Source organism: Streptomyces nymphaeiformis (genome assembly GCF_014203895.1).
GTDB lineage: Bacteria > Actinomycetota > Actinomycetes > Streptomycetales > Streptomycetaceae > Streptomyces > Streptomyces nymphaeiformis.
Window position 1 is genome coordinate 159,067 of sequence record NZ_JACHJY010000011.1, and the last position, 25,399, is coordinate 184,465.

The 25,399-nt window shown below is 71.6% G+C and carries 24 protein-coding genes and 1 tRNA gene; 10 read left to right on the forward strand and 15 right to left on the reverse strand.

All coding sequences use genetic code 11. From position 1 onward, the window contains the following. Positions 1-34 precede the first annotated feature (34 nt). Both sepX and GGE06_RS34005 read left to right on the forward strand, forming a co-directional pair. Complete coding sequence (gene sepX / locus GGE06_RS34000; RefSeq protein ID WP_116160488.1) at positions 35-1,072, forward strand: divisome protein SepX/GlpR; 1,038 nt, start codon at positions 35-37, stop codon at positions 1,070-1,072. A 96-nt stretch (positions 1,073-1,168) separates the two neighbouring features. Beyond that, positions 1,169-1,242 (forward strand) — tRNA-Ala (locus GGE06_RS34005). Between the two features lie 65 nt (positions 1,243-1,307). On the opposite strand, the gene GGE06_RS34010 is transcribed toward GGE06_RS34005, so the two are convergent. The 13 genes from GGE06_RS34010 to GGE06_RS34070 form a co-directional block, all read right to left on the reverse strand. Continuing rightward, entirely contained in the window at positions 1,308-2,033 is a 726-nt protein-coding gene (locus GGE06_RS34010; RefSeq protein ID WP_116160489.1) for a class I SAM-dependent methyltransferase, read from the reverse strand. 124 nt (positions 2,034-2,157) lie between these two features. Next, positions 2,158-2,823: an O-methyltransferase gene (locus tag GGE06_RS34015; protein ID WP_184932586.1), complete on the reverse strand. Its 666-nt coding sequence runs from the start codon at positions 2,821-2,823 to the stop codon at positions 2,158-2,160. Between the two features lie 16 nt (positions 2,824-2,839). Then, entirely contained in the window at positions 2,840-3,646 is an 807-nt protein-coding gene (locus GGE06_RS34020) for an aspartyl/asparaginyl beta-hydroxylase domain-containing protein (RefSeq protein ID WP_116160491.1), read from the reverse strand. A gap of 45 nt (positions 3,647-3,691) precedes the next feature. After that, positions 3,692-4,426 (reverse strand): 2OG-Fe(II) oxygenase, encoded by a 735-nt coding sequence (locus GGE06_RS34025; RefSeq protein WP_116160492.1) that lies wholly within the window; start codon positions 4,424-4,426, stop codon positions 3,692-3,694. 28 nt (positions 4,427-4,454) lie between these two features. Next, the gene (locus tag GGE06_RS34030; RefSeq protein ID WP_181924611.1) at positions 4,455-4,772 is read right to left on the reverse strand and encodes an acyl carrier protein; all 318 of its coding nucleotides are present in this window, start codon (positions 4,770-4,772) and stop codon (positions 4,455-4,457) included. After that, on the reverse strand, positions 4,769-6,076 hold the full coding sequence (locus GGE06_RS34035) for an AMP-binding protein (RefSeq protein WP_184932587.1): 1,308 nt from the start codon (positions 6,074-6,076) through the stop codon (positions 4,769-4,771). Before GGE06_RS34035 ends, GGE06_RS34030 begins: the two co-directional genes overlap by 4 nt. Further along, positions 6,069-7,352, reverse strand: a complete 1,284-nt coding sequence (locus GGE06_RS34040) for an MFS transporter (RefSeq protein WP_116160495.1) — start codon at positions 7,350-7,352, stop codon at positions 6,069-6,071. The genes GGE06_RS34035 and GGE06_RS34040 overlap by 8 nt, the downstream gene beginning before the upstream one ends. Continuing rightward, on the reverse strand, positions 7,352-8,353 hold the full coding sequence (locus GGE06_RS34045) for a biotin synthase BioB (protein WP_147321088.1): 1,002 nt from the start codon (positions 8,351-8,353) through the stop codon (positions 7,352-7,354). The genes GGE06_RS34040 and GGE06_RS34045 overlap by 1 nt, the downstream gene beginning before the upstream one ends. Further along, complete coding sequence (locus GGE06_RS34050; RefSeq protein ID WP_184932588.1) at positions 8,347-9,582, reverse strand: alpha/beta hydrolase family protein; 1,236 nt, start codon at positions 9,580-9,582, stop codon at positions 8,347-8,349. The genes GGE06_RS34045 and GGE06_RS34050 overlap by 7 nt, the downstream gene beginning before the upstream one ends. Further along, entirely contained in the window at positions 9,579-10,472 is an 894-nt protein-coding gene (locus tag GGE06_RS34055) for a GNAT family N-acetyltransferase (protein ID WP_116160498.1), read from the reverse strand. Before GGE06_RS34055 ends, GGE06_RS34050 begins: the two co-directional genes overlap by 4 nt. After that, positions 10,456-11,841, reverse strand: coding sequence for a B12-binding domain-containing radical SAM protein (locus tag GGE06_RS34060; protein WP_116160499.1), 1,386 nt, complete (start codon positions 11,839-11,841; stop codon positions 10,456-10,458). The genes GGE06_RS34055 and GGE06_RS34060 overlap by 17 nt, the downstream gene beginning before the upstream one ends. A 140-nt stretch (positions 11,842-11,981) precedes the next feature. Next, positions 11,982-12,275, reverse strand: a complete 294-nt coding sequence (locus GGE06_RS34065) for a hypothetical protein (protein WP_116160500.1) — start codon at positions 12,273-12,275, stop codon at positions 11,982-11,984. A gap of 187 nt (positions 12,276-12,462) precedes the next feature. Next, positions 12,463-12,942, reverse strand: coding sequence for a GNAT family N-acetyltransferase (locus tag GGE06_RS34070; RefSeq protein ID WP_116160501.1), 480 nt, complete (start codon positions 12,940-12,942; stop codon positions 12,463-12,465). A gap of 49 nt (positions 12,943-12,991) precedes the next feature. Between GGE06_RS34070 and GGE06_RS34075 the strand changes: the two genes are divergently transcribed. After that, positions 12,992-13,795, forward strand: coding sequence for an exodeoxyribonuclease III (locus tag GGE06_RS34075; protein WP_184932589.1), 804 nt, complete (start codon positions 12,992-12,994; stop codon positions 13,793-13,795). Between the two features lie 74 nt (positions 13,796-13,869). Here GGE06_RS34075 and GGE06_RS34080 read toward each other — a convergent pair whose 3' ends face one another. Beyond that, positions 13,870-14,499 carry a MerR family transcriptional regulator gene (locus GGE06_RS34080; RefSeq protein ID WP_184932656.1) on the reverse strand — a complete coding sequence of 210 codons (630 nt, stop codon included), beginning with the start codon at positions 14,497-14,499 and terminating at the stop codon, positions 13,870-13,872. Between the two features lie 196 nt (positions 14,500-14,695). Between GGE06_RS34080 and GGE06_RS34085 the strand changes: the two genes are divergently transcribed. From GGE06_RS34085 to GGE06_RS34105, 5 genes are all read left to right on the forward strand, one after another. After that, a complete protein-coding gene (locus GGE06_RS34085; protein ID WP_184932590.1) occupies positions 14,696-16,219 on the forward strand; it encodes a flavin-containing monooxygenase in 1,524 nt (507 codons plus the stop codon). Further along, on the forward strand, positions 16,216-17,133 hold the full coding sequence (locus GGE06_RS34090; protein ID WP_116160510.1) for an alpha/beta fold hydrolase: 918 nt from the start codon (positions 16,216-16,218) through the stop codon (positions 17,131-17,133). Before GGE06_RS34085 ends, GGE06_RS34090 begins: the two co-directional genes overlap by 4 nt. Next, positions 17,130-18,032: an SDR family oxidoreductase gene (locus GGE06_RS34095; protein WP_116160511.1), complete on the forward strand. Its 903-nt coding sequence runs from the start codon at positions 17,130-17,132 to the stop codon at positions 18,030-18,032. The genes GGE06_RS34090 and GGE06_RS34095 overlap by 4 nt, the downstream gene beginning before the upstream one ends. 111 nt (positions 18,033-18,143) lie before the next feature. Next, on the forward strand, positions 18,144-18,317 hold the full coding sequence (locus GGE06_RS34100; RefSeq protein WP_181924612.1) for a hypothetical protein: 174 nt from the start codon (positions 18,144-18,146) through the stop codon (positions 18,315-18,317). Positions 18,318-18,441: 124 nt separating this feature from the next. Next, the gene (locus GGE06_RS34105; protein ID WP_116160512.1) at positions 18,442-18,948 is read left to right on the forward strand and encodes a GNAT family N-acetyltransferase; all 507 of its coding nucleotides are present in this window, start codon (positions 18,442-18,444) and stop codon (positions 18,946-18,948) included. A 51-nt stretch (positions 18,949-18,999) separates the two neighbouring features. Here GGE06_RS34105 and GGE06_RS34110 read toward each other — a convergent pair whose 3' ends face one another. Continuing rightward, entirely contained in the window at positions 19,000-22,374 is a 3,375-nt protein-coding gene (locus tag GGE06_RS34110) for a S41 family peptidase (RefSeq protein WP_184932591.1), read from the reverse strand. Positions 22,375-22,546: 172 nt separating this feature from the next. On the opposite strand from GGE06_RS34110, the gene GGE06_RS34115 reads away from it, so the two are divergent. After that, entirely contained in the window at positions 22,547-23,119 is a 573-nt protein-coding gene (locus tag GGE06_RS34115; protein ID WP_116160514.1) for a TetR/AcrR family transcriptional regulator, read from the forward strand. A gap of 105 nt (positions 23,120-23,224) precedes the next feature. Further along, complete coding sequence (locus GGE06_RS34120) at positions 23,225-25,387, forward strand: MMPL family transporter (RefSeq protein ID WP_116160515.1); 2,163 nt, start codon at positions 23,225-23,227, stop codon at positions 25,385-25,387. Positions 25,388-25,399 lie beyond the last annotated feature (12 nt).

The following is a 25,399-nucleotide window of genomic DNA, read 5'->3' on the forward strand; positions in this document are numbered from 1 at the left end:
ATGCGTGTTACGGAACCCCTCTACCGTGTGAGGCGTGAGCAGCAGCGGCCTCATCTACGCAGTCATCGTCGGGGCCTGGGCCGCCTACTTGGTGCCGATGTGGCTCCGCAGGCAGGACGAGCTGAACGAAGCCCGTCCGACGGAACGCTTCAGCACCGCCATCCGGCTGCTTTCCGGACGGGCGGGCATGGAGCGCCGGTACGCCAAGGAGCTCAAGGAGCGGGACCTTGCGGCGGAGGGACCGACGCCCGACGTGGACCCGGACGCGGAGACCGAGCATCTGAGCTCGGTCGACGTCCGGGCCTTCTCCGCGCCCGCGGCCAGGACGGAGGCGCGCCTGGAACTCCCGGCGCCCGAGCCGGAACCGGCACCGGGCCCCGCGCCGGCCCGCCCGGCCGCGGGCGGCGCCGCCGAGCGCGCCCGGCGCGGCAAGGTCCTCGCACGGCGCCGCCGGACCACGACGCTCCTCTTCGCCGCCTTCACCCTCGGCGCGGTCGTCGCGGCCGTCGGCGGCGTCGCCTTCCTGTGGGCCCCGGCGGTCCCCGCGCTGCTCCTCAGCACGTACATCGTGCACCTGCGCGTCCAGGAGCGCCGGCGCTTCGTGTACGTCATGGACCGGCGCCGCGCCGAGGCGGCCGCCGCCCGGCTGCGCGAGAGCCGCCGCCCGGCCCCGACCCCGGAGCCGGAGGCCGACCAGGCCCCCGTGGTCCCGGCGGTCTCCCCGCAGGAGGCGGACCGGCGCGCCCTCGTCGAGCAGACCGACCACGCCGAGTGGGTGGACCAGCAGCGCGAGCGCGGCCCGGCCCGCGGCGACAGCTGGGACCCGGTCCCGGTGCCGCTCCCCACGTACGTCACCGCCCCGGTCGCCCCGCGCGCCACGAGCGGCATCGACATCACGGACCCGGAGACCTGGAGCGCGGCCCGCTCCTCCACGGCGGCGGACCCGACCCCCACGCCGGCTCCGGCCCCCCGCCAGCGCACCACCCCGCCGCGCCGCGGCCGCGACCACGGCCGCACCCCGCTGTTCGACCAGTACGCGGACGACGACCGCCCCCGCGCGGCCAACGAATGACCCCCGGCCGGGGGCCCGCGACGGCCCCCGGCTGACCTGCGGCGGAAGCGATTTTTGTTCTTCGCCGGAGGGATGCTAATGTTTCACACGTCGCAAGGGCCTGTGGCGCAGTCTGGTAGCGCACCTCGTTCGCATCGAGGGGGTCTGGGGTTCAAATCCCCACAGGTCCACAGACAATGACGGGATCCCGTCCGATCGCGAGATCGGGCGGGATCTTCGTCGTTCCGGGGTGCCGTCACAGTGGGCGCTGGAAGAGTCCGGTGTTCAGGAGCGACACACCGAAGAGCGGGGAGTCGGGCGACTGCCTCGTCATGGCGCGCAGCTCGACCGCGGTGAGGTCGGGGAAGAGTCCGCGCAGGTCGTCGAGGGTGTAGGCCAGTCCGCCGTCCAGGCTGCGGGTGCGGTAGAACTCCTCGTCGGGCAGTTTCGAACCCGTCGCTCCCGAGGCGAAGCACGCGAGACCGAAGTGGCCGCCGGGGGCGAGCGCCCGTTCCAGCAGGGCCAGGTAGCTGACACGGCGGTGCGGCGGCAGGTGGTGCAGGCAGCCGGAGTCGTAGATCAGGTCGTAGCGGCCGGGCGGCAGGTCGACGGTGAAGATGTCCCCGCAGTGGAAGCGGACGTCCACGCCGGCTTCCCGGGCCCTCTCCCGGCCCCAGGTCACCGCGGTACGGGAAAGGTCGACCGCGTCCACCTCGTAGCCCTGGGAGGCGAGGAAGACGGCGTTGCGCCCCGGCCCGCAGCCCAGGTCCAGGGCCCGGCCGGGTGTGACGAGGCCGCGTTCCAGGTACGAGGCCAGGTTCTCGTCCGGCTTGTCGACGAAGAACGGGATGTCCCGGGAACGGTTGGCGTAGAACTCGTCCCACCAGTCGCAGGATCCGTCCGTCCAGCGGTCCGTCTCCGCGGTGAACAGCCGATCCAACATGTGCAGGACGTCGTCCACCGTGCGGATATCACGGGTCACTGCAATTTCCTCCTCATCGGTCACGCCCGTTGATCGGCGTGACTCCTCGTGTCCCGTCGTCGCGGGCCCACGGGGCGCCTCCCGACGAACCGGTCGGGAGGCACCCGGAGGCCCCGTGCGACTGTCAGCTCATCCGGATGACGAGCATGCCGTCGTGCCCTCGGCGGCCCACCGTCTGGAAGACCACTCCGTCGACCCGGTCGGAGCCGCCGACCAGCTGGAGCACCCGCTGGGTGGCGCGGACGGCGCCGTTCGACGTCTCCAGGTCCCGGACCTCGCCGGCCCGCACGACGTTGTCGATGACGATGACGCTGCCGGAGCGGCCCAGGCGCAGGCAGCTCTCGAAGTAGGTCACGTTGTTGTGCTGGTCGGCGTCGATGAAGAAGAAGTCGAAGGGCTCGGCCTTCTCCTCCGCGAGCTGGGCCAGCTGTTCGGCGGCATTGCCCACGCGGACCTCGACCCGGTCGTCGAGCCCGGCCGCCTTGAGGTTGTCCGCGGCGACCACGGCGTGCACCGGATTGTTCTCGATGGTCACCATGCGGCCGCCCGGAGGCAGCGTCTTGGCCAGCCACAGGGCGCTGTAGCCGCCGAGGCTTCCCACCTCCAGGATCCGCCGGGCGCCGACCATCCGCGCCAGCAGGCTGATCTGCTTGCCCTGGAGCGCGGAGACGTTGATGATCGGCAGGTCCGCCTGCTCGCTGACGTCCAGCGCGCGGGCGAGGTCGGGGTCGGGCGCGCACAGCACGCCACTGAGGAAGTCCTCGGTCTCGGACCAGGTGTCGACAGCCATGACAGAAACAGTTCTCCTAAGCGGCGAGGGAAGTCGGGCCGGGGGACGAGGCGTCCATCTGGTGCGCCCAGAAGTGCCGCGCGTACATGCGCCGCCAGACGCCCATCATGTGCGTGAGGGCCTCGATCTCCGGCGGGGTGAGATCCGGGTGCCAGAAGTCGAAGAGCAGCACCGTCCGGCGCTCCTCGCCCTCGTTCCACACCTCGTGGTCGTAGGAGTCGTCGAAGACGAACGCCTTGCCCTGCTGCCAGGCGCGCGCCTCCGAGGCCACCCGGATGCGGGAGCCCTCGGTCGCCACCAGGGAGAGGTGGCAGCGCAGGTGGGCGTTGCTGAAGCCGGAGTGCGGGCGGATGTGCGTACCTCCCATGATGGTCGAGAAGTACGTCATGCCGCTGTCGGTGGCTCCGTGGATGGCCGAGAGCGTCCTCAGCGTGTTCGGGAACGCGGAGACGTTCTTGGCGTACGGCCGGCCGATGCACGACAGGTACAGCGCACGCCACTTGCCGTCCTCGGCCAGCCCCGTGGGATGCGACACGGCGCCGTCGAGGTTGCCGCCCAGGGCCTGCAGCTCCTCGAGGATCGCGGGAGCGGCGGCCTCCAGCTCGTCGAGCCAGGGGAAGTCCTCACGGCTCCACCACGGCCGGGCCGTGAGACCGGGGAAGTAGATCTCCGGTGTCTGCAGACCGCCCACCTCGGCGACCCGCCCCTCGGCGGTGATCTCCAGTCCCTCTCTGATGCGCTCGACCTGCGCGGGGTCGACCGTCCCCTGTGCGAGCCACCGGTCGAACTCCCGGGGGCCTTCGGTGATCCACAGTTCTTCCATGTTCCTCTTTCCAATCCAGCGAGAGAAGACGGCACCCGTGAGTGCTCAGGGGGCCTGGTCGGAACCGAGCAGGGACGTCAGCCGGTCCATGGACCGCTTTCCGGGCTCGGGAGCGGAGCCGGCGACGAAGCCGGTCATCGTCTGCCGCAGGGTCGTCCCCGCCGTCGGGTCCACCCGGTTGATGCAGTGGATGGTGCCTTCCTGGACGAGGACCAGTCGGTTCGGCTTGGGCACGATGGCCGTCAGGGCGTGCGAGGCCTGGCTCGCCTTCGCTTCGACGGCCTCCATCGCGGACATGCCGGTGGTGTCGACGTCGACGGTGTCGGGATCGGCGTCCAGGATGACCAGTTCGCCGGACCAGGACGCCTTCCACTCCTCGTGGAGGAAGAAGACGAACTCCCCCAGCCGGCCGGTCGCCACATCGTTGTGCCAGCCCAGTCGGCTTCCCGCGGGGTACTGCCAGAAGCTGAAGCCGACCGCGGACCAGTCCTCACCGGGCGCGCCGAACATGTCCGGATGCGCGCCGAGTTCCCCGAGGATCGTCCGGAAGGCGGCGGGCTGCGCGTCCTGTTCCCGCGACTCGGCCGTCGGCGTCCCGGTGTCCTGCCGGAGCACGGCCCCACGGGAGCGGAAGGCGCGCCCGTCCGTCTCCGGATAGATGACGCTGGCGACTTCGTCGAAACGCCTGTGCTGCATCACCGAACGGATCTCGGCGAGTTCGTCCGGCGGCAGGAAGTCGTCGATGACCCGGTACCGTGCGCCACTGGCGACGATGTTCATGAATGCTCGTCCTTTCTCTCTGTCCGACTCAGCGCCCTGCGCGCCGACAGTCCGCGAGTGCACGTGCCAGACCGAGGACCGTGCGCGATTCGGGAGACACGGCCACCGCGTCGGGCAGGAGGACGTCGAAGCGCTCTTCGAGCACCGTGAGCACCTCCAGCCAGGTCAGGGAGTCGAGCCCGAGCTCCGCGGGCGATCTCAGCAGCGTGTCCTCGTCCGCCGTGTGCAGGCACCGCAGCCGGGCCAGTACGGCATCGTCGACCCCGGCGTTCCCGGCCGCGGAGACGATCGCGTCCATCACCGCCGTCAACCCGTCACGGGAATCCGACAGCAGCTGTTCGGTCATTTCGCCCTGATCCATTCCGTGAGCGCAGTACGGTCCAGCTTTCCGATGGCGGTCCGCGGGAATTCTGCGAAGATCCTCAACCGTGGTGCGAAACCGGGCGGAACGCTCGCGTACAGCGCGTTCTCCACGGTCTCCCGCGAGGGCGGCCGTCCGGCCACCACCGCGTAGACGTCCTCGAACTCCGCGTCGCCGGACCGGGGGAGGACCAGGAACTCGACCTCCTCCACGCCCTCCACCCCGCCGACGGCGGTCCGGACCGGGGAGACGTCCACGAACTTCCCGTTGGCGCGTACGGCTCCGGGCTCGCGCCCGACGAACCACACCTGACCCGAGGCGTCGCGCTCGACGACGTCCCCGGTCCGCCACAGGGGCGAGTCGCGTACGGGCTCGTGTGCGTAACCCCAGACGGGGGCCGCCGTGCGCACGACCAGCTCGCCGCGGGATCCCGGATCCGGGCCGACGATCCCGACGGAGGGGATCGGCTGCCCGAGCCCGCGGGACCCGATGAACATCCCTCCGGTCTCGCTCGACCCGTACCCGCGGGTGATCGGGACTCCGAAGCGGGCCACGCAGGCGGCGTCCAGCTCGTCCGAGACGGTGCCGGCACCGACGAGGACCGCCCGCGGCCGGGAGTCACCCGTGCGCCGGGTCTTCGTCAGGAGCCGCAGCAGGGCCGGGGTGATGGCCAGCTTGCCGCTCCCGCCCCCGTCCAGGTCGCGGGCCACGGCCGAGGCCGTCGTGAACGGACGGGCGTCGACCCGGCACCCGGACAGGAGCGCGGCGAGCGCCACTCCGGAACCGAAGGAGTGCGCCACCGGTACCGGGATCCTCACCGTGTCCTCGGCGCCCAGTCCCATGCCCCCGCGGTAGCCGACGTGTTCGGCGCGGAGGCTCTCGACACTGCGCCTCGCGAGTCTGGGCTCGCCGGTGGACCCGGACGTCTCGTGCAGCAGACCGAGACCGGCGGGGACCGGCGGGGCCGCGGTGGCGATCCGTGCCACCGTGATCTCCTCGGCGGACCCGGGAGTGACGGTGAAGGACGCGCCGTGCGCCGTGAACGTCTCCGGCGCGCGGGGCGTCACCCACGCGGCGGCGCCGGTGCTCCAGCACGCGACCACGGCCGCCAGGAGCGTCTCCGGTGCGAGGCCGGAGAACACGAGCAGGTCGCCGTCCGTGACACCTGCCTTCCGGTACTGCTCGGCGCACCGCGCGACGCGGCTCGCGGTGGCCTCGGGGAGCGCCTCGCCGATCCGTCCTCCGGACGAGAGGACGGCTTCGGCCAGTTCGCGCCGGGCCTCAGACACCGGAACCGGGGGCCGGCGTCGTGGAACGGATCAGCCGGTCCATCCCGATGATGGGAAGAGCCGTCAGGAAGGCGCCCACCACACCGATCCACAGGCAGGGCACGACGCCGATGTGCGAGCCGAGCCAGCCGGCGAGGATCGACGCCACGGGCATGCTTCCCCACACCACGAAGCGGATCGACGCGGTCATCCGGGCCAGCATGTCCTTGGGGCAGACCCGCTGACGCACGCTCACCTGCGCGATGTTGAAGGTCACCGCACCCCAGGTCATTCCGAACTGGCCGAGGACGAGCAGGGCGACCGGGACCACGGAGGCGGACCCGTCCAGGGATCCGGCCACGGGGAACGCCGCCATGGAGACGCCCGCGAGGAGGAGGCCGACCGCCATGACCCTGCCCGCCTCGAACCGGGCACGGACCTTCGGGAGGGTGAACGCGGCCAGCAGGCCACCGAGCGTGCCGACGCCGAGGACGACCCCCATGACCGTGGAGCCGAGGCCCAGCGTCCTCAGGACGAGCAGGGGCGTCAGCGTCATGGCGATGGTGGCGAAGAAGTTCGACACCCCCACCGAGACCAGCAGCCGCCGCAGTACCGCGTTGCCCACGACGAACCGGACGCCGGCCAGGATGTCCCGGGTCAGCCGGGACTCCTCTCCCGCCTTCTCACGGCGGGACGGTTCGGAGTCCTTGACCGTCGCCAGGAGACCGGCGCACACCACGTAGGCCACCGCGTCGACGGCGATCACCACGGGCGCGCTCACGGCCTTGAGGAGGAGTCCCGCCGCGGCCGGTCCGCCGGCCGCGGAGATCTGGGCCGACGACTCCAGCCTGGCGTTCGCCCGTTCGATGTCCTTGTCGGAGACGATGAACGGCACGTACGACTGGTACGCGACGTCGAAGAAGACCGAGGCGACGCCGACGATCACCGCGACCGCGTACAGCCACCCCAGCGAGAGCCGGTCGAAGGCCCACAGCACGGGGAGGGCGGCCAGCACGACGGCGCGCACCACGGCCGCCCTGATCATGGTGGTCCGCTTCGACCAGCGGTCGACCCACGCACCGGCCGGCAGGCCGATCAGCAGGTAGCACACGGTGAGCGCGGCGGTCAGGTATCCGACCTCCTCCGCCCCGGCGTGGAGGGTCTCGATCGCGACCACGGGCAGGGCCAGCAACCCGAAGCGCTGGCCGACCTGCGACGCGGTCTGCGCGGTCCAGAACCGCAGGAACCGGCCGGTGCTCACGTCCGACACGGCGGCGTCGGACACGGAGACGCTCATCAGGCCGCCACCCCGCTCGTCAGGGGCTGCTCGATGAACCTCGATCCGCCCAGTTCGAGCCCGGAGGACCGGACGAGCCCCCGCACGTGATCGAGGGTGACGACGAAGCGGTCCTTCCCGTAGATCAGGTAGCGCTTCTGGTCGGCGGCGCTGGAGAAGTTGACGGTCATCACGTTGGCTCCGGCGTCCAGGCCGCGGGACTGACCGCCGCTGCCGACCCGCTCCAGCGCGCTGACCGACGGGATCAGCAACTGCGGGTAGCGCAGCCGGAGAAGGGCGATGACGTTGAGCGCCAGCTCGTTGTCCCCGATCGGGGCGATGCTCATCGGCGTGTTCGGGGCCGGGATGAAGGGGCTCACGCTGCACATGTCCACACCGAGCTCACCCGCCAGCTCGATGTCGTCGATGATGCTGTCCAGCGACTGCCCCGGCAGGCTGGAGATCAGCCCCGTGCCGACCTTGAAGCCGACCTCCTGGAGGTCCCGCATGCACCGCAGGCGCGACTCCAGGGTCTCGTGCCGAAGGCTGAGGTGGAGTGCGGGGTCGCTCGTCTCGTGCTTGAGGATGTAGCTCGTCGCGCCCGCGGCCTTCAGCCGCTCGTACTGGGCCCGCTTGAGGTTGCCGACGTTCAGCAGGATCTCGACCCGGTCGTCGTACAGCGCCCGGATCCGCGGTATCACCTCCTCCAGGAGCGGCATCAGCGCCGGCGTCTCGCCGCCCTGGAGCAGGATGACGTCGATCCCGTTGTCCCGGATCAGTCCGGCCAGCTCGACGATCTTGTCCGCGGCCAGGAAGTAGGTGTCGTTCTCGCGCACGTTGTCACGGCGCATCGGGCAGTAGTCGCAGTTCACCCGGCAGACGTTGGTCAGCTCGATGACACCGCGCAGCACGACGGCCGCACCGAAGTGCTCGTTCCGTGCCCGCCGGCTCTCCGCGAACAGCTGCTCCTGCTCAGGGCCGCGTGCCAGCAGCAGACGGCGCATTTCATCACGGCTCAGCAAGACGAACCTTCTTCCTCACGAATCTCGGGCACTGTCATGTCGACGACCATCTGCGCCATGCGGCCGGGGTCGGCATCCGCCTCTCCGTACGTGGAGATCGCATCGACCAGGGACGGACGGAAATCTATTTCTCGGGACCTGTCGTTGACCGTCACCAGCACCCGGCCGTGATCCACCAGCCGGTCGCTGAGGAGGAGGCGCAGCCGCGAGCAGCCGGACGCGCGGACGACCAGGTGCGTACGGTCCACCGCACGGGCGTCCACGGTCGCCGCGCTCCCCGGGTGGAGATCGTCCATCTCCACCCAGTGGGCCCGGCCGTGCGCCCTCTCGCGGGCACGGTGCCGGACCCGTCCGGGCCACGGCGTTCTCCTCGCGGCGCCGAAGCACCGGACGATCTCGTCGAACTGCGGGTTCCCCGGCTCGATCCCCATCGTGCTCAGCTTGTGTTCTCCGTCCGGCACTTCGACGAACGAGATGCCCCGATGGCCCCGGCCCCGCAGATGCGTCACGGCGTCACGGGCGAGGACGAGGGGGATCTGCTGGTCCCGGACCCCGTGCACCACCGTCAGCGGCACGCCCAGGACGTTGGGCAGCAGCTCACGCATCGTGTTGTCGGGCCCGAACATCTCCCAGATCGAGGGCGCGCCGTTGACGGACGCGGCCATGGCGAGGCCGTCCCAGCGGCGTGACGCCATGCCCCAGGTCGCGATGCCCCCCATGGAGGCCCCCACCAGAGCGCAGCGGTTCACGTCCACGGCCAGGCGTTCACGGGCCCAGCGCAGTGCCCGCACCGGGAAGTCGCCCGGCTCCGTCGTCCACCGGGCCTCCTTGAACCGGCTTCCGAAGATCCCGGCCACGTCGAAGTTGCTGCTCGACCCGAACGGTTGAAGCGCGGTCGGGCACAGCAGGACCGCACCGCAGGCGTCGGCGAGCGGCCGGAGGTGGTCCCGGAGCGCCGCCCCGGAACTCCCGACGCCGTGCAGGCCCACGATCAGGCCCGGGGGGCGCCCGTCCCGACGCGGCGGCACGTACAGCTCGGCCTCGGTCGGCCGCCCCCAGGCGTCCAGCAGCTCCACGGTCTCCGACCGGGCGGCCTCCCCCGCGTCGGCGGTCGAGAACAGCAGTCGCTCGAGACCCCGCGGGTCGATTCCTTGCCGCCCGAACAGCTCCGCCGCCGCCCCGGGGCTCTCGTCCAGGCAGGCGCGCCGGGCTTCGTGTGCTCTGATCACGGCGTCCTCGGTTCGGTCGCCGCCGGGCGGACCGGCGTGCCCGAGGGTTCCGCGCCCGCGAAGGACACCAGGCCCAGGGCGACCGGGGAACGGCTCAGCCGCCGCGCCCCCAGGCCGGCCATGGCCAGCGCGGCCGGGATGTCCGCCGCCTCGACCACCACCTCGGCGGCGGTCGCGCCGACGGACACCGCGGTGTCCTCGACGGCTGCCAGGAACCCGCCCAGGTCGGCCATGGAGCGGCACGGGTTGCCGCTCAGGACGAGTCGTGAGCGGTCGAGGACCCAGGCGAGCCGGGTGCCGGCCGAGGGCCCCTGCGGGACACCGAGCAGTTCCCGGACCATGGGAGCCGCTTCGTCCCCGCCCGGAACGAAGCCCGGAACGACGAGCGTGCCGGACGTGCGCGGGGGCGTCCCGGTGGGGCGCTCCGCGTCGGAGGCGTGCGGCAGCCGGACGAGGTAGCGGTGCAGGAGCGGGCCGACGGGACGCAGCCGCAGCCTGCCGGCCAGACGCGCCTCGGGCTTGTTCGGCTCCACCCAGGCGGCGACACCCTCGTATCCGGCTTCCCGGGCCCAGTCCCGGATGGCGAACGCCGCACCGAGCGCGGCCCCCGACCCCCGGAACCCGTCGTCGACGAAGACGCCCTTCAGCAGCAGGTGCCGGTGCCAGCGCATGGCCCGGTGCACCGCCGCCAGGGTTCCGTCCGGGGTGAACAGGCCCATCCAGCAGTGGTCCGCCCCGGCCGCCAGCTCCCGGCGGATGACGCCGGCGTCGACGTCGTCGAACGGGCAGAGCCGCAGAGCCGCGTCGACCTCTGCGTCGTGCAGGCGGCGGGCCGTCAGTCCTCCGGTACGCGGGATCGGGAGGGGCGCGACATCAGTCTCCGCAGCCACTGCCACCGCCTCCTCCCACCGAGGCCAGGGCGAGGTAGGTCCTTCCCGGGGGCGCGACCGCGGGCATCGCCTCTGTTCTCGCCATCTTGCGCGCGGCCGCACGGCCGGCCATCAGGTTCATCATGAGTTGGGGGGTGATGAATCGGGAGTCCAGGTCCTGGATGATCCAGTTGAACACGTCGAGATCGAAGGGATAGAAGACGGGGTAGAGCAATTGGTCGTCGTCCGCGCCGAGTTGCTTCGCGAGGTTGGTCTCGGGCAGGACCCGATAGCCGACGTGCATCACGAGTTCGTCGTCGCGGAGGTTCTCGTTGATGAATCGGGCGCTGTTCCGGACCGACTCCCTGTCCTCGCCCGGGCCGCCGAACACGACGTTCACCTTCACCGGAAGGTCGTTCTTTCGGCTGCGCTCCAGGAATCGGGAGACGTGCCGGGTCGAGAAGGACTTGCCCAGGTTCCGCATCATGGTGTCGTCGAGGCTGTCGGGTGACACCACGACGGCTTCCACTCCGCTGTCCTGGAGCATTTCGCCGAATTCGTCGTCGAAGGGCTTCGGCGTGAAGTACGCCGACCAGGTCAGGCCGTCCAGGGCGAGGTCCTTGACGAGCTGGACGACTTCCTTCGCGAACCGCAGTTCGCTGTTGAAGATGCCGTCCGTGAAGAAGATGCGCCGGAATCCCGCACGGTGGATTCCGCGGATCTCGTCCGCCAGGACGTCCAGCGGCTTGAGGTCTCCGGCGTTGTCTCCCTCGATGTACGCGTACGGGCAGTACCCGCAGGTCTGGTAGCAGGTCTTCCGGCGGGTCTCCACGCCGATCATCGCCTGGTGCGCGTTCGTGTACGCCGCCATGAGCGAGGCCGGGTGGCTCAGGGTGTCGGTGAGGAATCCGCAGTGCCGCCGTCCCTGGAGGACGCCGCCCCTTCCCTTGAAGGACCGCGGGTCCGTCGCGATGTCGAGCATGACCTGCTCGCCCGGGCCGATGACGCCCACGTCGAGCCCGAGCCTGTCGACGAGCGTGTCGCCGAACAGGCTGAAGCCCGGCCCGCCCCCGACCAGCACCGGGTCGAGCCCCCGCCGGTCGAGCTCGGCCCGCACGCGCTTCGCGAAGGAGACGTACTCGTCGACATGGGTGCTACAGGTGATGTCGATGGGGTCGATGTTCCGGATGGTGAACCCGATGACGTCCCATGCGTCACCGAGCCACTCGAGGTCGGTCAGACCGGCCGGCTCGGCGACGAAGTCCATGAGTCGCGTCACGTGGCCCGCGCGGTCCAGGGCGTCCTGGACGCACCGGACACCGATGGGGAATATGGGCTGATTCCCGTCCATGGGAAGACTGGCCAGGTTGACCAGCAGCACGCGTGACATACAAAACCTCTTCACCCAGAGAGAAGACCGGGGGCGCAAGGACGGCGGAGAATTCGCCTCTTGCGCCCCGGCCGAGGGGGCGAGTAGCGGCTCGGTTCCTATGGAGAATCACGGAGCCGCAGCGCGCCGGGATTTCTTATTCAGCCGCAGGACGGCGTGGACATCGTGATGAGGAAGTCCGAGTCGACCAGGTCGAAGAGAAGCTCGCACGCGCGGTCGAAGCGCTCGGCGTCGACGAGCATGAGCGACTCCATGGACTCCTTCTCGATGACGATGCCGGCGTCGGCGAGCGTCTTGCGGGGCTTGTCCTTCAGGGCCGCGGCGAACGACTCGTCGGAACCGAGGCGCGCCACGAGGGCCTCCAGGGTCTGCGCGGCCTTCTCGGCCTCGGCGACCTGCTGGGCGGTGAACGAGGAAACGGCGGTCTGCGTCATTCCATTGCTCCTTATCGAGGTTTTCTTTCGACGCATCGATCCTTGCCGATGGAGAAGAGCCGGACCAGAAGTCAGGCCTGGCACATTCCGCCCCTGACCGGTTCATGCCTGGGCCACGGAAACGGAAATCCCGCCCGATCGGAAGGGAGATCGGGCGGGATTTCTGCTGGTCGGATCGGCGGGGGCGTCAGACCAGGGGCTTCGCGAAGCAGCGGCTGGTGGGGTAGTCGCGGTAGTGGCCGAACTTGGCGCAGGGCTCGTAGCCGCTGGAGGTGTAGAGGGCGATGGCCTCCGGCTGGCGGACGCCGGTCTCCAGGACCATGCGGGTGCGGCCGGCGGCGCGGGCGTCGGCTTCGAGGGCCGCGAGGATGCGCCGGGCCAGGCCCAGGCCGCGGGCCTCGGGTATCACGTACATGCGCTTGAGCTCGGCGTCGCCGTCCGAGTAGCCCTCGTCGTTCTCGTCCTGGGTGCGCCAGCCGCCCGTGGCGACCGGCCGGCCCTCGGGGTCGTACGCGAGGAGGTAGAGGCCGCGGGGCGGGATGAACATGCCGGCGTCCAGCGGTGTGGCGTCGCCCTCGTCGCCGTAGCGGACGGCGTACTCCGCCTGGACCGCGTCGTTGAGTTTGACGGCGTCGGGGTGGCCGTAAGGCGTGGGCTGGATGTTCATGCGGTGGATCGTACATCTATGCGGAGCTGGGTGTCTGTATTCTCCCGGGATGCTCACTGTCACGACCGCGAATGTCAATGGTCTCCGTGCCGCCGCCAAGAAGGGCTTCGTCGAGTGGCTGGCCGGCACCTCCGCCGACGCCGTCTGCCTCCAGGAGGTCCGCGCCGAGGAGGCGCAGCTGCCCGAGGACGTACGGACCCCCGAGGGCTGGTTCACCGTCCACGCCCCCGCCGCCGCCAAGGGCCGCGCCGGAGTCTCCCTCTACACGCGCCGCGAGCCCGACGCCGTACGGATCGGCTTCGGGTCCGCCGAGTTCGACTCCAGCGGCCGCTACGTCGAGGCCGACCTGCCCGGCGTGACCGTCGCCAGCCTCTACCTGCCCTCCGGAGAGGTCGGCACCGAGCGCCAGGACGAGAAGTACCGGTTCATGGACGAGTTCCTGCCCTACCTCAAGGAGCTCAGGACCCGCGCCGCCGCCGACGGCCGCGAGGTCGTGGTCTGCGGCGACTGGAACATCGCCCACCAGGAGGCCGACCTCAAGAACTGGAAGTCCAACAAGAAGAACGCCGGCTTCCTGCCCGAGGAGAGGGAGTGGCTCTCGCGCGTGCTCGACGGGGAGGACGGGGGGTACGTCGACGTCGTGCGCGCGCTCCACCCCGAGCAGGAGGGCCCCTACTCCTGGTGGTCCTACCGCGGGCGCGCCTTCGACAACGACAGCGGCTGGCGGATCGACTACCAGATCGCCACCCCCGGACTCGCCGCCAAGGCCGTCAAGGCCCACGTCGAGCGGGCCGCCAGCCATGGTGAGCGGTGGAGCGATCACGCCCCCGTCACCGCCGTCTACGACGTGTAGGGCGTCCCCGCCGGACCGCGCGGTACCGCGCCGTGGAACGGCCGGTCCGGGTGGTCGGGGAACCCGTCAGGCGATCACGAGGCCGGTTCCCCGGGGCGCAGCCGCCGGTCGAGGGCCAGCGACAGCTCGGCCTCCACCACGCTCTTGGCGAGCGGGCGCAGCCGCTCCAGGTCGCCCTCGGAGGCGTAGGCGCCCAGGAGTTCGGCGAAGAGCCCGGCGAGGGCCTCGGCGTGCTCGCGGACGCGGGCGCCCGCCTTGAGGACCTCGGCGAGCGGGACGCCCTCCCGGACCAGGGCGGCGGAGACGTCGAGCAGTCGGCGGCTGACGTGGACGATCTCCTCGCCGTCGGTGACGAGGTAGCCGAGGTCGAGCGCGGCGGCGAGGTTCTCGGCGGTGACCTCGCCGGCGAAGTGGTCGGCGAGCTCCCCGGGGGTCAGCCGGACCGGCTCCTCCTCGGAGGGCGCGGGGAGGGCGAGGACCTCGCGGACGTTGCGGCCGCTCTCGAAGGCGGTGGTGAGGTCGGCGATGCCGTTGAGGGTGTGGCCGCGCTCCAGGAGGGCGGCGATGGTGCGCAGCCGGGCCAGGTGGTTGTCGTCGTACCAGGCGATCCGGCCCTCGCGGCGGGGCGGCGGGATCAGTCCGCGCTCCCGGTAGAACCGCAGGGTGCGCACGGTGATCCCGGCGGCGGTGGCCAGCTCGTCCATGCGGTACTCGCGGTGCTCGCGCCCGCCGTTGCCCGCGGTGCCGTTCGCCGTCTCTTCTGTCACACCCGCCAGCCTAAGTTGTACCGCCGGTAACTTTCCCCCGTCGTACCCCTACCGCTCGGTATGGAGCTGCTCTACAGTCCCCACTGTGCCAGTGATTGCTGGCGGAATCTTGGCCGGGCGCACGGGAGGCGGCATGGCGAAGCACGAGCACGTACGGGTGGCGGTGATCGGGTCGGGATTCGGCGGCATCGGGGCCGCCGTCCGGCTGCGCCGTGAGGGGATCACCGACTTCGTCGTCCTGGAGCGGGCCGACTCCGTGGGCGGCGCCTGGCGCGACAACAGCTACCCCGGCTGCGCCTGCGACGTCCCCTCCCACCTCTACTCCTTCTCCTTCGCGCCCAACCCGGACTGGCCCCGCACCTTCTCCGGGCAGCGCCACATCCGGGCCTACCTGGAGCACGTCACCGACACCTTCGGGATCCGCCCGCACCTCCGCCTCGGCCACGAGGTGCTGAAGGCGACGTGGGACGCCGAGGCGCTGCGCTGGGAGATCGAGACCAGCGGCGGCGGCTTCAGCGCCGAGGTCCTCGTCTCCGCCGGCGGGCCGCTCTCCGACCCGAAGATCCCCGACATCCCGGGCCTCGCCGACTTCCCCGGCAAGGTCTTCCACTCCGCGCGGTGGGACCACGACTACGACCTCCGCGGCAAGCGCGTCGCCATGGTCGGCACCGGCGCCTCCGCCATCCAGATCGTGCCCGAGATCCAGCGCGAGGTCGGGCGGCTCACGCTCTTCCAGCGGACGCCCCCGTGGGTCATGCCCCGCACGGACCGCGCCATCAGCGGCGCCGAGCGCTGGCTGCACCGCGCGCTCCCGGCCACGGCGACCCTGCGCCGGGGCGTCCTCTGGGGCATCCGCGAGCTCCAGGTCGGCGCCTTCACCAAGCACCCGAACGAGCTGGGCCTGGTCGAGAAGCTCGCCAAGGCGAACATCGCGCGGTCGATCAAGGACCCCGTGCTGCGGGCCAAGCTGACGCCCTCGTACCGCATCGGCTGCAAGCGCATCCTGCTGTCGAACGCGTACTACCCGGCGCTCGCCCGGCCCAACGTCGACGTCGTCGCCTCCGGCCTCCGCGAGGTCCGCGGCTCGACCGTGGTCGCCGCCGACGGCACCGAGACCGAGGTCGACGCGATCGTGTTCGGCACGGGCTTCCACGTCACCGAGATCCCGATCGCCGAGCGGATCGTCGGCGCCGACGGGCACACGCTCGCCGAGTCCTGGAAGGACGGCGTCCAGGTGCTGCGCGGGGCCACCTCCGGCGGCTTCCCCAACCTCATGATGATCATCGGGCCGAACACCGGCCTCGGGAACTCCTCCATGATCCTCATGATCGAGTCCCAGCTGAACTACATGGCCGACTACCTCCGCCAGCTCGACGTCCTCGGCGGCCGCGCCGCCCTCGCCGTCCGCCCCTCCGCCGTCAACGCCTGGAACCGCAAGGTCCAGGCCCGGATGGAGCGGACCGTGTGGAAGGCCGGCGGCTGCAACAGCTGGTACCTCGACGCCAGCGGCCGCAACACCACCCTGTGGCCGGGCACCACGGCCGAGTTCCGGCGCGAGACCCGGCAGGTCGACCTCTCCGAGTACGAGGTGATCCGCGCCCCCAAGCCGGCCCCCAAGCCGGCCCGCACGTCCCGGAAGAAGGAGACCGCCAAGTGACGCTCCAGAGCCTTCCCGCGCCCCGCGCCCTCACCGCCGTCTCCGCCGACGGCACCCCGATCCACGTCGAGGTGTACGGCCCCGAGGGCGCGCCCGCCGTCGTCCTCTCCCACGGCTGGACCTGCTCGATCGCCTTCTGGGCCGAGCAGATACGGTCCCTCGCCGCCGACCACCGGGTCATCGCCTACGACCAGCGCGGCCACGGCAGGTCCCCCGCGCCCGCCGCGACCGGCGGCGCCGGCTACTCCACGACGGCGCTCGCCGACGACCTGGAGGCGGTGCTCGCGGCCACCCTCGGCCCCGGCGAACGGGCCGTCCTGGCCGGCCACTCCATGGGCGGCATGACGATGATGGCGGCCGCCGGCCGGCCCGGCTTCCGGGCGCACGCCGCCGCCGTCCTGCTCTGCTCCACCGGCCCCTCCCGGCTGACCTCCGAGGCCACCGTCGTACCGCTCGGGCCCGGCGGTCTCCGTACCCGCCTCACCAAGGCCGTCCTCGGCGCGAAGGCGCCGCTCGGCCCGGTCAACGCCGTCTCGAAGAAGATCCTGAAGTACGCGACGATGGGACCGGGTTCCGCGCCCGGGCGGGTCGAGGCCTGCGCCCGGATCGTGCACGCCTGCCCGCGCGGCGCCCGGTACGGCTGGTCGCAGGTCCTGGCCGGCCTCGACCTCGAACAGGGCCTGCGGGAGCTCCGGCTGCCGGTGGCCGTGCTCGTCGGCACCGCCGACCGGCTCACGCCGTCCGTCCACGCGCGTGCGATGGCGGAGGCGCTGCCGCACTGCACGGGCCTCGTCCAGCTGGCCGGCATGGGCCACATGACGCCGGTGGAGGCCCCGGAGGCCGTCACCGCGCAGATCCGCGAACTGACCCTCACGTACCTGGGCGTGAAGGAGAACGAGGAGGCAGGGGCATGAGCAGGGTGAGCCTGGAAGGACAGGTCGCGGTCGTCACCGGCGGGGCCCGCGGGGTCGGCGAGCTCCTCGCCCGCAAGCTCTCCGCCCGCGGCGCGAAGATCGCGCTCGTCGGCCTGGAGCCGGAGCAGCTCAAGGAGGTCGCCGGGCGGCTGCACACCGAGGCCGACTGGTGGCACGCCGACGTCACCGACCACGAGGCGATGGCCCGGGTCGCGGCCGAGGTGAAGGAGCGCTTCGGGAAGGTCGACATCGTCGTCGCCAACGCCGGTGTCGCGGCGGGCGGTCCGTTCGTCGACTCCGACCCGGCCGCCTGGCGGCGGGTCATCGAGGTCAACCTGATCGGCGGCGCGGTGACCGGCCGGGCGTTCCTGCCGGTCCTCATGGAGTCCCGGGGGTACTTCCTCCAGATCGCCTCGCTCGCGGCCATCACGCCCGCGCCGATGATGACGGCGTACTGCGCGTCGAAGTCGGGCGTCGAGGCCTTCGCGCACAGCCTGCGCGCCGAGGTCGCGTACAAGGGCGTGAAGGTCGGCGTCGGCTACCTGTCGTGGACCGACACGGACATGGTGCGGGGCGCGGACCAGGACGACGTGATGAAGGAGCTGCGGCAGCGGCTGCCGTGGCCGTCGAACCGCACGTACCCCCTCGGCCCGGCCGTCGACCGGATCGTGGCCGGCATCGAGCGGCGCTCCGCCCATGTGTACGCGCAGTGGTGGCTGCGCGGGATGCAGTCGGTCCGCGGCTACCTGCCGAGCCTGATCGCCACGGTCGGACAGCGCGAGATGCGGCGCTTCGAACCGCGTCTGGGCTCGGTCTCCAAGGGTCTGGTGGGCGCGGGCGGCGCGGCGGACGAGCAGGCGCGGGCGGAGGGTTCCTCCCCGGCTTCCTCCCCGCGGTAGCCGTCCGTAATCGACCGACATGCGTGCGTTGTCCTGACGTGTCAGTCTGATGAGGCCCTAGGGGCGGAGTCCCGCCCCGTTCCCCTCACACCCTTCTAGGAGTGAACCCGCATGGGCATCAAGGACGAGATGCAGAACAAGGCACAGCAGACGAAGAAGAAGATGCAGGGGGCGAAGGACGAGGCCTCCCAGCGCGCCTCCAAGGGCCGCGAGCGGTCCGAGGAGGAGATGCGCCGGGCCCAGCAGGAGGCCCAGGACCGCATGGACATGGACTTCGACGCCTGACGTCGGCCCGTCCTTGACGGAGGCGCACCCGGGATTCCGGGTGCGCCTTCGCGCGTCCGCGCGGAACGGTCGGGACCGAAAAAGTTGTACGCACCGGGCGGCGGATCTTCGTACCGTGGCGGCCATGGCCGTACTTGAGCGACTCCGACCCGACCACGCGCCCGCGCTGCTCGCCTTCGAGCGGGAGAACCGGGAGTACTTCGCCGCGCGGGTGCCCGACCGGGGGGACGCGTATTTCGAGGAGTTCGACGACAGGCACCAAGAGCTGATCGAGGCGCAGGAGGCGGGCGAGATCCACTTCCATGTGCTCGTCGCCGAGGGCGGGGAGATCGTGGGACGGGTCAACCTCGTCGACGTGGACGCCGGCGCGGGCAGCGCCGAGCTCGGCTACCGGCTCGCCGAGAAGGCGACCGGGCGGGGGCTCGCCACCCGAGGGGTGCGGGAGGTGTGCCGGCTGGCCGTCGAGGAGTACGGGCTCAGCCGGCTGATCGCCGTCGTGGCCCTGGGCAACACCGCGTCGAGCGCGGTGCTCGCCCGGGCCGGCTTCGGCGCCGTGGGCGGCGTGACCCTCGACGACGGCGAACCGGGCACCGCCTACGAGCTGGACCTCGGCGAGCTGATCCCGGGGTGAGGCCGGGGCACGGGCCGGGTGCCCGGCCCGTGTGCTGTCGTCCCGGCCCGTCTAGGGCGCTCTCGGCGGGAGTTTCGGGCGGGAGCGGTCCGGGAGGGACTCGTAGCCCGGGGGACTCGCCGCCGGGGTCTCGTCCAGGAGGGCGAGGGCGACGTGGACGGCGTCGTCGAGCTGGGCGTGCCGGCCCTCGGCCCAGTCGAGGGGGGTGCGGAGGACCGCGAGGTCGGGTTCGACGCCGTGGTTCTCCAGGGACCAGCCGTACTCGGGGAACCAGGCCGCGTTCATCGGCACCGTGATCTGGGTGCCGTCGCCGAGCCGGTGGCGGCCTGTCATGCCGACGACCCCGCCCCAGGTGCGCTGCCCGACGACCGGGCCGAGGCCGAGCAGCTTGAACGCGGCGGTGATCATGTCGCCGTCGGACGAGGTGGCCTCGTCGGCGAGGGCGACGACGGGGCCGCGCGGGGCGTTGGAGGCGTACGACACGGGCTGGGCGTTCCTCGTGAGGTCCCAGCCCAGGATCCGGCGGGTGAGTTTCTCTATGACGAGCTCGCTGATGTTGCCGCCGGCGTTGCCGCGCACGTCGACGATGAGGGCCGGCCGGGAGACCTCCATGCGCAGGTCGCGGTTGAACTGGGCCCAGCCGGAGCCGCCCATGTCGGGGATGTGCAGGTAGCCGCAGCGCCCGCCGCTGATCTCCCGTACGACCGCACGGCGTTTGGCGACCCAGTCCTGGTAGCGCAGGGGCCGTTCGTCGACGAGGGGGACGACGGCGACGCGGCGGGCGCGGCCCTCGCCCTCGGCGGGGGTGAAGGTGAGCTCGACGGTGGTGCCGCCGGTGCCGGAGAGCAGCGGGTAGGGGCCGGTGACGGGGTCGACGGGCCGGCCGTCGACATGGGTGAGGACGGCGCCCTCGCGGATGCCGGTGCCGGCGAGCGGGGAGCGGGCCTTGGAGTCGGAGGACTCGCCGGGGAGGATGCGTTTGACTGTCCAACCTGCCTCGCGGGGAACGAGGTTGGCGCCGAGCAGGCCCATCGGTCGCTGGTAGTGCGGGGGTCCCTCGTTGCGGCGGGCGGGGGTGACGTAGGCGTGCGAGGTGCCGAGTTCGCCCATGACCTCGCGGAGCAGGTCGGCGAACTCGTCGGGGGACGCGACCCGTTCGACGAGGGGCCGGTACTGGTCGAGGACGGCGGTCCAGTCGACGCCGCCCATCTCGGGCTCCCAGAAGTAGGCGCGGACGATCCGGCCGGCCTCGTCGAAGGCCTGCCGCCATTCGGCGCCGGGGTCGATCTCGTGCAGGATGCGCCGCAGGTCCAGGTAGACGGTGGAGTCGCCGTCCCCGGACTCGGTGGCGGGCACGGCCCGCAGTTCGCCCTCGTCGGCGACGACGAGCCGGGTGCCGTCGCCGCTGACCGCGAACCAGTCGAGGTCCTTGGCGAGTTCGCTCTTGCGGGCCTTGGTGATGGAGAAGTGCTCCAGGGTGGGCTTGCCCGAGGTGTCGGCCGGGTTGGCGAAGGTCTCGCCGAGCGCGCCGGAGATGGGCCAGCGCAGCCAGACCAGGCCGCCGCCGCTGACCGGGTGCAGCGCCGAGTACTTGGAGGCGGCGACAGGGAAGGGCGTGACCCGCTCGGGGAGTCCCTCGATCTCGACGGTGACCGTGCCGTCGGCGCTCTCGGTGTCGTCGTCGGCGGGGTCGAGGCCGCCGGCCGCCGGGCGCCCGTCGGGGAGCAGCGCGAAGGGGGAGGGCGTGGCGGAGGAGAGCGGGACGAGGTAGGGGCGGCAGCCGAGCGGGAACGACAGGTCGCCGGTGTGGACGTCGTACACGGGGTCGAAGCCGCGCCAGGAGAGGAAGGCGAGGTAGCGGCCGTCGCGGGTGAAGACCGGGTTCTCGTCCTCGAAGCGGCCGTTGGTGACGTCGACGACGGTGCGGGCGCCGGGGCCCGAGATCCGGGCCATCTTGATGGAGCGCAGGGAGCGGCCGATGCCGGGGTGGGACCAGGTCAGCCAGTCGCCGTCGGGGGAGAAGGCGAGGTCGCGGACGGGCCCGTTGACGGACCGGATGAGTTCGGTGACCTCGCCGGTGGACGTCTCGCCGGTGGACGGCTCACCGTCGGCCTCCTCACCGTCGGCCTCCTCACCGTCGGCCTCCTCGCCGCCGGACTCCTCGGTCGCGTCGAGGAGGAGGAGCCGGCCGTCGTGCGAGGCGATCGCGAGCCGCTCGCCGTCCGGGTCGGCGACCATCTCCTCGACCCGGCCGAGGTCGCCGGAGGCGAGGCGGCGGGGCGGCCGGTCGCCGCTGGCGCGCGGCAGGTAGGCGACTTCGACGGCGTCCTCCCCGTCGGCGTCGGTGACGTACGCGACCTGGCCGCTGCTGCCGAGCATCTCGGGGAGCCGGACGCGGACGCCGGGGGTGTCGATGATGGTGCGGGCGGGGCCGTCGCGGTGGGTGAGCCAGTAGAGGCTGCCGCGTACGGAGACGGCGGAGGCGCGGCCGGTCTCGTCGACGGAGACCGCGTCGACGTGGTGGGCGGCCGGCACCTGGTAGGAGCGCCGGCCGACGCGCTGGCCGCCGAGCCGCACCTCCAGCTTGCGCGGGCGGGCTTCGGCGGCGAGGGAGTCGACGATCCACAGGTCGCCGGCGCACTGGTAGACGATCCGGCGTCCGTCGCTGGAGGCGTGCCGGGCGTAGAAGTCGTCGTGGTCGGTGTGGCGGCGCAGGTCGGTGCCGCCGGGCAGGCAGGAGTAGACGTTGCCGATGCCCTCGTGGTCGGAGAGGAAGGCGATCCGGCCGCCGACGGTCATGGGGGCGTCGAGGTGGCCGCCGATGTCGGGAAGGAGCCGTTCGCCGTGGAGCCAGAGGCGGCCGGTGGCGCCGCCGAGGTACCGCTTCCAGGAGGCCGGTTCGTGCGGCGGCTTCCCGGTGAGGAGGAGGGACCGGCGCTCGCCGCCGGTCCCGCAGATCGCGGGGTCGCCGGTGACGGCGATGTCCGAGACCGGGCCCCAGGGCAGGCGGAGGCCGGGGGAGCCGTCGGTGGGGACGGTGTAGGCCCAGGAGTAGTACGAGAAGGGCTGCCCGTGCGAGGAGACGGCGAGGATGTCGGAGCGGCCGTCCTTGTCGGGGGGCGTCCAGCCGCAGACCCGGGTGTCGGTGGAGCCCCAGTAGGTCAGCCGCCGGGCGGGGCCGCCGTCGATGGGGACGAGATGGATCTCGGGATCGAGGCTGCGCCAGTTCGTGTACGCGATGTGGCGGCCGTCCGGCGAGAAGCGCGGGTGGCCGACCCGCGTCCGGTCGACGGTGAGGCGCCAGGCCCGGCCGGGGCGGTGGCCCTCGGGGACGAGCGGGGCGATCCACAGGTCGTCCTCGGCGGCGAAGCACAGCAGGTCGTCGTGGAGGTGCGGAAAACGGAGATACGCGACGTCGTCACTCACCTCCTCATGCTTTCCGCGCGGACGGGGTGAGGCAACTCGTACGTGTATGCGGGCGTCCTGTGGGGTGTCGGCGCCCGTGTGGGCCAGGACACGTACGAAACGGTTTCGTTTCGCTGACGGCGGGGGTATCTTCGTACTGTACGAAACCGTTTCGTTCGGTCCGGAGGTTCGCATGGCTCGCAGCAGGCTCACTCCCGAGCGGGAGTCCGAGCTGTACGGAGCCGTGCTCGACCTCCTGCGCGAGGTCGGCTACGACGCCCTCACCATGGACGCCGTCGCCGCCCGCACCCACTCCAGCAAGGCCACCCTCTACCGCCAGTGGGGGAGCAAGCCGGAGCTGGTCGCCAGGGCGCTGCGCGCGAACAAGCCCGCCGATCTCACCCAGATCGACACCGGTTCGCTGCGCGGTGACTTCCAGGAGATGGTGGCGCAGACCGACGACTGCCAGATGGAGAAGGACTCCGCGCTGATGCGGGGCCTCGCCCATGCCGTCCACGCCAACCCCGAACTGCACCGGGCGCTCCGCGAGCTGCTCGTCGAACCCGAGATGACCGGCCTCGACGAAGTGCTGAACCGAGCGGTCCGCAGGGGTGAGGTCGACGCCGGGAACCCGGCGCTGAAACTCGTCCCGCACATGCTGATCGGTGCGTTCATCGCCCGGCCGCTGATCGACGATCAGACCGTCGACCGCGCCTTCCTCAGCGCCTACGTCGACGCCGTCGTGCTCCCCTCACTCGGCCTCTGACCCCGCACCACCCCGCACCACCCCTCTCCACCTGACGTCGCACCGCTCACGCCGTCGGGCCGGCTCCCCATGCCCTGTCCCACCCCACACCGGGAGTACGCCCCCGTGGCCACGTTCCTCTACAAGCTGGGCCGCACCGCCTTCCGGCGCCGCCGGCTCGTCGCCCTCCTCTGGGTGGCGCTGCTCGCGATCGCCGGCGTCGGTGCCGCCACCGCGTCCACGCCCACCTCCAGTTCCTTCTCGATCCCCGGCACCGAGGCCCAGCGCGCCTTCGACCTGCTCGAAGAGCGCTTCCCGGGCGCCGGAGCCGACGGGGCCACCGCCCGCGTCGTCTTCAAGGCCCCCGCGGGCGAGAAGATGACCGACCCGGCGCACAAGGCCGTCGTCGAGGAGACCGTCGCCGCGCTCAAGTCCGGCTCGGACCAGATCGTCCAGGTCACCGACCCGTACACCGCGCACGCCGTCTCGCAGAACGGCTCCACCGCCTACGTCTCGGTCTCCTACAAGGTCAACGGGATGGAGCTGACCGACGCGACCCGTGACGCCCTCAAGGACGCCGGTCACGACGCCCAGGGCAAGGGCCTGACCGTCGAGATCGGCGGCGACGCCCTCCAGACCATGCCCGAGCAGGGCGCGAGCGAGGCCATCGGCATCGTCCTCGCCGGCATCGTGCTCGTCATCACCTTCGGCTCGCTCGTCGCGGCCGGGCTCCCGCTGCTCACCGCCGTCATCGGCGTCGGCATCGGCGTCTCGTCGATCACGGCGCTGGCGAACGTCCTGGACCTCGGCACCACCACCTCCACGCTCGCGTCGATGATCGGCCTCGCCGTCGGCATCGACTACGCCCTCTTCATCGTCTCCCGCTACCGCGCGGAGCTCGCCGACGGCCGGGACCGCGAGGACGCCGCGGGCCGCGCGGTCGGCACGGCCGGATCCGCCGTCGTCTTCGCCGGACTCACCGTCGTCATCGCCCTGGTCGGCCTGGCCGTCGTCAACATCCCGATGCTGACGAAGATGGGCTTCGCCGCCGCCGGCACGGTCGTGATCGCCGTACTGATCGCGCTCACCCTGATCCCCGCGCTGCTCGGCTTCGCCGGGAACAAGGTCGTCGGCCGCAAGCAGCGCAAGGGCACGGCTCCCGCGAAGAGCGACAAGCCCAACGGCGGCACCCGCTGGGCCCGCTTCGTCATCCGCCGTCCGCTGATGGTGCTGATCGTCGGCGTCCTCGGCCTCGGTGCGATCGCCGTGCCCGCCGCCTCGCTGGAGATGGGCCTGCCGGACGACGGCGTCAAGCCGACCTCCACCTCCGAGCGCCGGGCGTACGACGCGCTGTCCGAGGGCTTCGGCCCCGGCTTCAACGGCCCGCTGCTCGTCGTCGTGGACGGGGACAAGGCGACCGCCGACCGGACGGTCTCCACGATCAAGGGCCTCGACGGCTGGGCCGCGGTCACCCCGGCCACCCCGAACAAGGCCGGCGACGCCGCCATGATCACGGTGATCCCGAAGGACCGCCCGTCCTCGACCGCCACCGAGGGCCTGGTCCACGACATCCGCGACGCCACCGGCGACGACGTCCTCGTCACCGGCGCCACCGCGATGAACATCGACTTCTCGCAGAAGATGAACGACGCGCTCGTGCCGTACCTGGCGCTCGTCGTCGGCCTCGCCTTCGTGCTCCTGACCCTGGTCTTCCGCTCGGTCCTCGTGCCGCTGAAGGCGGCCCTCGGCTTCCTGCTCTCGGTGGTCGCCGCCCTCGGCGCGGTCGTCGCGGTCTTCCAGTGGGGCTGGCTCGGCAGCCTCTTCGGGGTCGAGCAGACCGGCCCGATCATGTCGATGATGCCGATCTTCATGGTGGGCGTGGTCTTCGGTCTCGCCATGGACTACGAGGTCTTCCTCGTGACCCGGATGCGCGAGGCGTACGTGCACGGCGAGCGGCCCGGCGAGGCGATCGTGACCGGCTTCCGGCACAGCGCCCGGGTCGTCACCGCCGCCGCGGTGATCATGATCGCGGTCTTCTCCGGCTTCATCGGCATGGACGACCAGATGGTCAAGATGATCGGCTTCGGCCTGGCCGCCGCCGTCCTCTTCGACGCCTTCGTGGTCCGCATGGCGATCGTCCCGGCCGTGCTCGCGCTCCTGGGCCACAAGGCCTGGTGGCTGCCGAAGTGGCTCGACCGGATCCTGCCGAACGTGGACGTGGAGGGCGAGAGCCTCGCCACGTCGACGGGTGAGCCGGACGCAGCCAGGCCGGACCTCGTGAAGGTCTGACCCTCGGCCCGA

What these genes read in the sequence shown, in the direction of transcription:
- GGE06_RS34105 (WP_116160512.1), top strand. Translation starts at nt 18,442, where the DNA reads ATGGCCGTACTTGAGCGACTCCGACCCGACCACGCGCCCGCGCTGCTC.
- GGE06_RS34070 (WP_116160501.1), bottom strand. Translation starts at nt 12,942, where the DNA reads ATGAACATCCAGCCCACGCCTTACGGCCACCCCGACGCCGTCAAACTC.
- GGE06_RS34030 (WP_181924611.1), bottom strand. Translation starts at nt 4,772, where the DNA reads ATGACCGAACAGCTGCTGTCGGATTCCCGTGACGGGTTGACGGCGGTG.
- GGE06_RS34100 (WP_181924612.1), top strand. Translation starts at nt 18,144, where the DNA reads ATGGGCATCAAGGACGAGATGCAGAACAAGGCACAGCAGACGAAGAAG.
- GGE06_RS34040 (WP_116160495.1), bottom strand. Translation starts at nt 7,352, where the DNA reads ATGAGCGTCTCCGTGTCCGACGCCGCCGTGTCGGACGTGAGCACCGGC.
- GGE06_RS34085 (WP_184932590.1), top strand. Translation starts at nt 14,696, where the DNA reads ATGGCGAAGCACGAGCACGTACGGGTGGCGGTGATCGGGTCGGGATTC.
- GGE06_RS34025 (WP_116160492.1), bottom strand. Translation starts at nt 4,426, where the DNA reads ATGAACATCGTCGCCAGTGGCGCACGGTACCGGGTCATCGACGACTTC.
- GGE06_RS34080 (WP_184932656.1), bottom strand. Translation starts at nt 14,499, where the DNA reads ATGGACGAGCTGGCCACCGCCGCCGGGATCACCGTGCGCACCCTGCGG.
- GGE06_RS34060 (WP_116160499.1), bottom strand. Translation starts at nt 11,841, where the DNA reads ATGTCACGCGTGCTGCTGGTCAACCTGGCCAGTCTTCCCATGGACGGG.
- GGE06_RS34075 (WP_184932589.1), top strand. Translation starts at nt 12,992, where the DNA reads ATGCTCACTGTCACGACCGCGAATGTCAATGGTCTCCGTGCCGCCGCC.
- GGE06_RS34095 (WP_116160511.1), top strand. Translation starts at nt 17,130, where the DNA reads ATGAGCAGGGTGAGCCTGGAAGGACAGGTCGCGGTCGTCACCGGCGGG.
- GGE06_RS34020 (WP_116160491.1), bottom strand. Translation starts at nt 3,646, where the DNA reads ATGGAAGAACTGTGGATCACCGAAGGCCCCCGGGAGTTCGACCGGTGG.
- GGE06_RS34065 (WP_116160500.1), bottom strand. Translation starts at nt 12,275, where the DNA reads ATGACGCAGACCGCCGTTTCCTCGTTCACCGCCCAGCAGGTCGCCGAG.
- GGE06_RS34115 (WP_116160514.1), top strand. Translation starts at nt 22,547, where the DNA reads ATGGCTCGCAGCAGGCTCACTCCCGAGCGGGAGTCCGAGCTGTACGGA.
- GGE06_RS34015 (WP_184932586.1), bottom strand. Translation starts at nt 2,823, where the DNA reads ATGGCTGTCGACACCTGGTCCGAGACCGAGGACTTCCTCAGTGGCGTG.